This is a genomic window from Yinghuangia sp. YIM S09857 (assembly GCF_051388915.1).
GTDB lineage: Bacteria > Actinomycetota > Actinomycetes > Streptomycetales > Streptomycetaceae > Yinghuangia.
In genome coordinates this window covers 88,642-96,212 of record NZ_JBPKBH010000023.1, presented here as the reverse complement: position 1 = coordinate 96,212, position 7,571 = coordinate 88,642, and the positions used below count along the sequence as shown (strand labels likewise).

Below are 7,571 nucleotides of genomic sequence, written 5' to 3'. Positions count from 1 at the left end.
CGCCCGGGGCTCTCGCGTCTGCGGGGGCGGCCGTCCGGGTCAGGAGCGGCTTCCCCAGGCGTCCTTGACCGAGACCTTGCCGCCGGTACGCAGCACCGCGCCCTCGTACATGCGCGCGGCCGCCGACATCAGCCACACCAGCGCGGCCACCGCGATGGCCGCCGCCAACAGGTTCTGCCAGACCGCGAGTTCGCCGCTGGCGGTGAGCACCGGTTGCAGCATCGCGGAGAACGGCGGTACGTACGCCAGGAATTGCGCGAAGGCACCGCCGGACTGGCTCAGGAAGATGGCCAGGAAGAACGAGGCGATCAGCAGCGATGTCATCGGCGTGATGACGTTCTGGAGGTCCTCCATGCGCGACACGCGCGCGGCCGCGGCGGCGAACATGCACGCGTAGATGGCGTACCCGAGCACGAACCACGCCACCACCAGCGCCGCCGGATAGATCATCGAGCCGCTCAGGTCGATGGTGTCCAGCGCCGACGCCGCGCCGAGGCCCACGACGGCCGTGAGGGCCATCTGCGCGAGGCCGAGCAGCCCGATGCCGATGACCTTGCCGGTGAGCAGGGCGCGGGCGGGCACCGCGGCGAGCAGGATCTCGACGATGCGGCTCGACTTCTCCTCCACCACGCCGTTGGCGACCCACATGCAGAAGAGCATGAGCATGCCGTAGAGCATGATCACGCCGATGAAGGCGATGCCCTTGCGGGCCTGGCGCTCGTCCGCGTCGGGGTCGAGGGTCTGCTTGGCCAGCGGCTGGACCTGCATCGCCTGGTCCACGGCCATAGCGTCGATGCCCTGCGCGGTGAGGCGGTTGTCGCGCTCGACGGTCGCGTACGCGCTCTGGAGCACCGCCGCGAGCCGGTCCGGGAGTTCGCGGTCCACCACGATGCGGCCGCCGGTGACGTACGCATCGAGGTCGCCGTCCTTCACGGCTTTCTCCGCCACCGCGTCGTCCGGGTACCCCTTGACCACGACGTCGGTGTCCAGCAGTTGCGCCTGGGCGCTCGCGACCTGGCCGAGGCGGTTGGCCTGCGGGCCGCCGAACGCGATGTCGTACTTGTCGTCCCCGCCGCTCACCGCCGCCGGGATGGCGACCGCGGCCAGCAGGACCACGAGCATCACCGCGACCGACACCAGGAATCCGCGGTCGCGGATGCGCTCGACGAACTCGCGGCGCGCCACCAGCCGCACAGACGTCCAGAAGCGCTCGGTGGGGTCCACGACCCTCGGGGACGTCACGCGCGGGCCTCCTCGCGGCTTGTGGCGGCCTCTGACGGGGCCTGCGCGTCCCCGTTGACCACCTCGCGGAACAGTTCGGTCAGGGACGGGTTCACCGGCGCGAAGGCGCGCACCCGCCCGGCGGCCCGGGCGGCGTCCAGCAGCCCCTGCTCGCTGGTGCCCTGGGCCAGCTCGACCAGGGTGCCGTCGGTGTCGTCGGCGAGCACGGTCACGCCGGGCACCGCCTCGGCCCACGCCTTGCCGGTGCCGCCGCCGGTGCGGCCGCTCTCGGTGCCGCCGTCGGTGTCGACCGCGACGCGGTAGCGCACCGCGCGGTTGTCGCCGCGCAGCTCCTGGACGGTGCCCACGGCGTGCATGCGGCCGTCCTTGATGATCCCCACCGCGTCGCACAGTCGCTCGACCAGGTCGAGCTGGTGGCTGGAGAACACCACGGACACGCCTTGCTCGACGCGGCCGCGCAGCGCGGCGGCCATGACGTCGACGCCGACCGGGTCGAGGCCGGAGAAGGGCTCGTCCAGGATCAGCAGCTCCGGCTCGTGCACGAGGGCCGCGGCGAGCTGCACGCGCTGCTGGTTGCCGAGCGAGAGTGTCTCCAGGCGGTCGGACGGGGTGCCGGACACCCCGAGCGTGCGCAGCCACTCCGTGGCCGAGGCCCGGGCGTCCGCACGCGACATGCCGTGCAGCTCGGCGAAGTACACGAGCTGGTCGAGAATGCGCATCTTGGCGTAGAGGCCGCGCTCCTCGGGCATGTAGCCCCAGCGCCTGCGTATGGCCGCATTGGCGGGGGAGCCGTGCCAGCGGACCTCGCCGACGTCGGTGGCGAGCACCCCCATGGCGATGCGCATTGTCGTGGTCTTGCCGGCGCCGTTGGTTCCGACGAACCCGAACATCTGTCCGGGGGCGACGGAGAACGACAGGTCGCGCAAAACGACCTTTTCTCCGAAACGTTTTCCGAGTCCTGCGAGGTCGAGCACTGTTCTCCCTGGTCTCCTTGGTCTCCCTGGTCGGAGTAGGTCCCGGGCGGCGGCCGAGAGGAGTGTGTCAGTCGATGCGGCGCAATTGCTCCTTGAAGCGCTGCCCGTTCTCCACGTACTGCCGCACCGCGATGTCGAAGGCGCCCGGCTTGACCGCGTCAGGGCGGATCTTCGCAGGTACGCCCAAGGCCATGGCGTACGACGGCACCTCCACGCGGTTCCCGATGAACGCTCCCGCCCCCACCAGCGCCCCGGTGCGCACCACCGCCTCGTGCAGCACGATCGCGCCGTTGCCGACCAGGCAGTCGTCCTCGATCGTGCACCCTTCGAGGTGCACGAGGTGACCTACGACGCAGCGGTTGCCGACACGTGTGACCAGACCCGCACTCACATGGAGAACGGATCCGTCCTGGATCGATGTACGCTCCCCGACGACAATCCGGCCGTAGTCGGCCCGGAGCACCGCGGACGGCCACACCGTCGACCCGGCGCCGATTTCCACGCTTCCGATGACCACGGCATCGGGGTGGACGTAGGCATCCGGGTGTACGACGGGTACTTGTTCACCAAGCGCGTAGACCGTCACGATTCCTCCTGGTTACCGGCCATCATGGAGAGTTACAGTGGGCCACCCATCCAACCAAGTCACCCCTTCGGGGGTTCGGTTGGGTGTCGATTGAGTAACAAGCCTTGCTATGAGGCAGAATCTGCGCCTCAGGTCGGGCACAACTCCGGCCCCTGATGCGTTACGAGCGCTGAAGGCAGCGTCAACGGACGCATCGGCAAGCAGATCCACCCGGAGGGGGAGAGGTATATGGCGACTGATTACGACACTCCACGCAAGACCGACGACGACGTCAACGAAGACAGCATCGAGGAGCTCAAGGCCCGGCGCGTCGACAAGTCCGCCAGCGCGGTCGACGTCGACGAGTTCGACCAGGCCGAAGGTCTGGAGCTGCCGGGTGCGGACCTCTCGAACGAAGAGCTGTCCGTGCGCGTGCTGCCCCGGCAGGCGGACGAGTTCACCTGCGCCCGCTGCTTCCTCGTGCACCACCGCAGCCAACTGGCCAAGGAGAAGGACGGCCAGCAGATCTGCGTCGACTGCGCCTGACGTCCGATCCTCGGGCCTCGGGCCTGCTCAGGATCGATCATCGGCAAGCGGAACCCTGCGCACGCGACCGGGTCCTGGCAGGAGCGGACCGCCCCTGCCGATGATCGATACGAGCACAGCGAAGCACTATCCGGCACGTGGCACACGTGCCTCCACAGCATTTGCGAACGCCTCCGCCGCAGGAGGCGCGAAGGCCTCAAGGCCGAAGATATGGGACGTCCGCCGCACCCCCGGCGGGCGTTCTTCCGCGTCCGCACCCTGCGCGCCGGTACGCGCCGCTCACGCGCCGTGTGCGCGGTAGCCGAAACGCGCGGGCCGCGGTGCGGAAAGCGCCGGGCGCCTCCGGTGGGCCGGTTCAGCCCTGGGCGGCGTTGCGGCGGCGTACCGCGTCGAGGACCTCGACCAGGCGGGCGGGATTGCGCGACGAGAGGTACAGGTAGGGCGTCGGGTCGTCCGGGTCGCTCACGTCGACGCGCACCGCCGTCGGCACGTAGCTGCGCAGCAGCATGAACGCGCGCGGGTCGGCGCCCTCCATGCGCAGCGACCGCGCCTCGTCGGCGTCCAGCGGCGACGCGGCCCCCAGCGCCGCCAACGGCAGCCGGGCCCGGCCGGCCTCCAGGAACCCGTCGGTCACGCGCACCCGCGCCGACCCGTAGCTCCCGACCGCCCACGCCCCGAGCGCCGCCCCCACCAGCACCGCGAACCCCGCCGCAACCGGCCCGACGGGCAGCAGCATGAGCCCACTGACCAACCCGGCGCCGGCCGCCAGCCCCCACCAGGAAGTCGGCACCACAAGCCGCTCGCTATACGCCTGCATACCCCAAGCCTGTCATCCTCGCCGCCCGCCCCACCACCACCCCCACCCGCGCGCGTCCCGCCGGGCGGCGTCGCGGGCAGCGAAGCGGCTTCGGCACCCGCGCAGGCCCGCGTTTCAAGGGCGGTCCGGTCCGCGGCGGGGTGCCGAGAGGCCCTGGGGGCGCACAGCCTGGGCAGGTAGGCGACCGCGACGGCGAGGTGCGCCGGGACGCACGACAGCGACGGTCGACCCGGGTCCCCCTCGGCCTCGTGGGCAAGGGCCGCCGACGGTGAACCGCTCTCGGTGGCTGTGGCGGATTCTGTGGCGATCGAGTCCGCGCCACGGGGCGGGTCCGAGCTCCGGGGCCGGGGGTGTCGCTCGCGCTCCGTTTCGGGGCCGGGGCGCGGTGGGGGATCCGGGGAGGGCGGTGTGGTCAGCGGCGGCCGGTGACCTTGGACAGTAGGCGGACCACTCGGTCGGGAGGGGTTCGGACGCCGGTTGCCACGCCTTTTGCGTAGTCGGAGAGGGCACGGGGGGCCAGGGCGTCCAGTAGGGCGCCGGTTTTGGCGTCGGTGCCCACCAGGTAGCGGGGGCGGGGGCGCGGGGTCAGGAGGGCGTGGCGGACGGCCTGGGCCACGGGGCCGGGGGCGGGGAGGGACGAGGAGCGGCGGAGGATGTCGTCGGCCATCTCGTACGACTCGGTGTAGGCCGAATTCTTGCGCGGCGGAAGGCGGTTCATGCTGCGCTCCCAGATGTCCGTGCCGAAGCTGCCCGGCTCGATGAGCACGACCTTCACGCCGAATTGCGCGACCTCGATGCGCAGCGCGTCGGACACCGCCGCGAGGCCCTGCTTGCTCGCGCAGTACCAGCCGAGGAACGGCGCCGAGACGCGCCCGGAGATCGAGGAGATGTTGACGATGCGCCCGCTGCGGCGCTGCCGCATCTGCGGCAGGACCAGGCGGGCGATCCGCGCGGGCGCGATCAGGTTCGTCTCCAGTTGCAGGCGGGCCTGCTCGTCGTCGACGTCCTCGACCGCGCCCGGCTGTGCGAACCCCGCGTTGTTGACCACGGCCCACGGCCCGCCGCCGGTCATCGTGGCGATCTCGGTGAAGGCCCGCACCGTCGAGGTGGCGTCGCACACGTCCAGCAGGACGGTCCGCACGCCGAGCCCGTCGCGCTCGGCGGCCTCCCGCAGCCGCTGCGCCTTGTCCTCGGAGCGCGCGGTCCCGATGACGTCGAGACCGGCGCGGGCCAGCTCCAGAGCGGTCGCGAGACCGATGCCGCCGGTCGCGCCCGTCACGACCACGCTCTTGGTCATGTGCGTCCTTCCGTCCTGCCGCCTGCCCACCCGGTGGACGCCCGCCCGCCCAAGCGACCCGTGCCGCCCCGGGCCCCGGCCCATGACCGTAGTGCGGGGCCCGCGCCGCCCACCACCCGCGGGCCCGCGCCGTCCGCCGCGCGCGACGCCGCCGCCGCGCGGCGGGCTGGACACCGTCGGACCGGTGAAAGGCAGTAATGTCCCCCGGGTGAGTCGACCTTCATCCCTGACCCCGGCCCCGGACGCCACGGTGCCCGGGCCGCATCCGAGCGCACCTCCGCCGGGCACCGAGTTGGGCGAGCACTACGACGGCTGCTTCGGCTGCGGCGAGGACCTCGAGAACGGCCTGCGGCTGCGCACCCGGGTCGGCGAGGGCGTCAGTGTGAACACCGAGTTCGTGGTGGGCACCGGCCACCAGGGTGCCCCGGGCCTGGCCCACGGCGGCCTGCTGAGCTGCGCGTTCGACGAGGCGCTGGGTGCGCTGGGCTATCTGCTGCACCAGCCCGCGGTCACCGCGCGCCTGGAGACGGACTTCCGCCGCCCGGTGCCGGTGGGCTCGACGCTGTACATCCACGCGTGGTGCACCGGTGTGGAGGGCCGCAAGATCTTCGCTCGGGCGACCGGACGCCTGGACGCGCCGGACGGCCCCGTCGCGGTCGAGGCGTCCTCGCTGTTCATCGCCGTCGGGTTCGAGCACTTCGTGTCGAACGGGCGCGCCGAGGACGTTCAGCGGGCGATGGCCAACCCCGATGTCGTCAAGGCCGCACGAGCCTTCGAGGTGAACCCGTGAGCGCCCCCGTGGACATCCTGGTGCGGCGGCTCGACCCCGAGCTGCCGCTGCCGTCGTACGCCCATCCGGGCGACGCGGGCGCGGACCTGGTCACCGCCGTCGACGCCGAGCTCGGCCCGGGGGAGCGGGCGGTGCTGCCCACCGGGGTCGCCGTCGCGCTGCCGGACGGCTACGCGGCGTTCGTCCACCCGCGTTCCGGACTCGCGGCACGTTGCGGGGTGTCGCTGGTGAATGCCCCGGGCACGATCGATGCGGGATACCGTGGCGAGATCAGGGTCATCGTGGTCAACCACGATCCGCGCGAAAGCGTCTCGTTCCGCCGCGGTGACCGGATCGCCCAGCTTGTCGTGCAGAAAGTCGAGCGGGCGAGATTCCACGAGGTCGGCGTCCTGCCGGGTTCGGACCGGGCCGAGAGCGGCTTCGGATCGACCGGCGGCCACGCCGCCGTCGCGGACAACGGCACCTACGCCGGTGCCGTCACAGTGAAGGACTCGGCTTCCGACAGGGAAGGGATCTGACGTGTTCCGACGTCGCCGACGCAACGAAGAAGCCGACCAGCCCGTCGACGAACTCGACGACGACCTCGCCGCCGACGAGGACGAGGCCGCGGAGGACGGGCCGGCCGACGCGCTGGAGGACGACGAGGCGCTGAACCGCCCGCTGCCGCCCGCGCCCCGCCCGGACGGGCCGTGGGACGAGGACGAGCTCGACGACCCGCAGGAGGGCCGCATCGACCTCGGCGGCCTGCTGGTGCCCGCGGTCGAGGGCATGGAGCTCCGCGTCGAGGTCGCCAACGACCTGATCATCGCCGCCACCGTGATCCTCGGCGACAGCGCCGTGCAGCTCCAGGGCTTCGCGGCGCCGCGCAGCGAGGGGATCTGGCACGAGATCCGCAAGGAGATCGCGAGCGGCATCACGCAGCAGGGCGGCCTGGTCGACGAGCTGGACGGCGGGCTCGGCTGGGAGCTGCGGGCGCAGGTGCCCGTCCAGCTTCCGGACGGCACGCAGGGTGCGCAGCTCGTGCGGTTCGTCGGCTGCGACGGCCCCCGCTGGTTCCTGCGCGGGGTCATCTCCGGCCGCGCCGCGGTGGACGCGGACACCGGTGCGGACCTGGAGCGCATCTTCCGCGAGACGGTGATCGTGCGCGGCGGCGACCCGATGGCCCCCCGCGACCCGATCCTGCTGCGCCTGCCGGACAACGCGCAGATCGACCCGGCGAGCGGTGTCGCGCCGCCGACCGCGCAGGAGGCCGACGACTCCGGGAAGAACCCGTACAGCGGCGACCTGAACCCGTTCTCGCGCGGCCCGGAGATCACCGAGGTCCGCTAGCGCGCACCCGG

General features: G+C 72.1%; 9 protein-coding genes. 4 read left to right on the top strand and 5 right to left on the bottom strand.

From position 1 onward, the window contains the following. Positions 1-39: 39 nt before the first annotated feature. From ACRX5S_RS34445 to ACRX5S_RS34435, 3 genes are all read right to left on the bottom strand, one after another. Positions 40-1,242 (bottom strand): ABC transporter permease, encoded by a 1,203-nt coding sequence (locus ACRX5S_RS34445; protein ID WP_436777140.1) that lies wholly within the window; start codon positions 1,240-1,242, stop codon positions 40-42. Continuing rightward, the gene (locus tag ACRX5S_RS34440; RefSeq protein ID WP_436777139.1) at positions 1,239-2,216 is read right to left on the bottom strand and encodes an ABC transporter ATP-binding protein; all 978 of its coding nucleotides are present in this window, start codon (positions 2,214-2,216) and stop codon (positions 1,239-1,241) included. Before ACRX5S_RS34440 ends, ACRX5S_RS34445 begins: the two co-directional genes overlap by 4 nt. A 67-nt stretch (positions 2,217-2,283) precedes the next feature. After that, complete coding sequence (locus tag ACRX5S_RS34435) at positions 2,284-2,802, bottom strand: gamma carbonic anhydrase family protein (RefSeq protein ID WP_436777138.1); 519 nt, start codon at positions 2,800-2,802, stop codon at positions 2,284-2,286. A gap of 228 nt (positions 2,803-3,030) precedes the next feature. Between ACRX5S_RS34435 and ACRX5S_RS34430 the strand changes: the two genes are divergently transcribed. Further along, positions 3,031-3,327, top strand: a complete 297-nt coding sequence (locus tag ACRX5S_RS34430; protein ID WP_358354210.1) for a DUF4193 domain-containing protein — start codon at positions 3,031-3,033, stop codon at positions 3,325-3,327. 355 nt (positions 3,328-3,682) lie between these two features. Here the strand turns inward: ACRX5S_RS34430 and ACRX5S_RS34425 are convergent, their stop codons facing one another. Further along, on the bottom strand, positions 3,683-4,144 hold the full coding sequence (locus tag ACRX5S_RS34425) for a DUF3093 domain-containing protein (protein WP_436777137.1): 462 nt from the start codon (positions 4,142-4,144) through the stop codon (positions 3,683-3,685). Between the two features lie 412 nt (positions 4,145-4,556). Beyond that, positions 4,557-5,441, bottom strand: a complete 885-nt coding sequence (locus tag ACRX5S_RS34420; RefSeq protein ID WP_436777136.1) for an SDR family oxidoreductase — start codon at positions 5,439-5,441, stop codon at positions 4,557-4,559. Positions 5,442-5,649: 208 nt separating this feature from the next. Between ACRX5S_RS34420 and ACRX5S_RS34415 the strand changes: the two genes are divergently transcribed. The 3 genes from ACRX5S_RS34415 to ACRX5S_RS34405 are packed head-to-tail and all read left to right on the top strand — an operon-like array spanning position 5,650 to position 7,560. Next, on the top strand, positions 5,650-6,231 hold the full coding sequence (locus tag ACRX5S_RS34415; protein ID WP_436777135.1) for a PaaI family thioesterase: 582 nt from the start codon (positions 5,650-5,652) through the stop codon (positions 6,229-6,231). Next, complete coding sequence (gene dut / locus ACRX5S_RS34410; protein ID WP_436777134.1) at positions 6,228-6,749, top strand: dUTP diphosphatase; 522 nt, start codon at positions 6,228-6,230, stop codon at positions 6,747-6,749. Before ACRX5S_RS34415 ends, dut begins: the two co-directional genes overlap by 4 nt. Position 6,750: 1 nt before the next feature. Beyond that, a complete protein-coding gene (locus ACRX5S_RS34405; protein WP_436777133.1) occupies positions 6,751-7,560 on the top strand; it encodes a DUF3710 domain-containing protein in 810 nt (269 codons plus the stop codon). Positions 7,561-7,571 lie beyond the last annotated feature (11 nt).

Excerpts from the sequence above, each read along its gene's own strand:
- ACRX5S_RS34430 (WP_358354210.1), top strand. The coding sequence starts at position 3,031 with ATGGCGACTGATTACGACACTCCACGCAAGACCGACGACGACGTCAAC.
- ACRX5S_RS34425 (WP_436777137.1), bottom strand. The coding sequence starts at position 4,144 with ATGCAGGCGTATAGCGAGCGGCTTGTGGTGCCGACTTCCTGGTGGGGG.
- ACRX5S_RS34420 (WP_436777136.1), bottom strand. The coding sequence starts at position 5,441 with ATGACCAAGAGCGTGGTCGTGACGGGCGCGACCGGCGGCATCGGTCTC.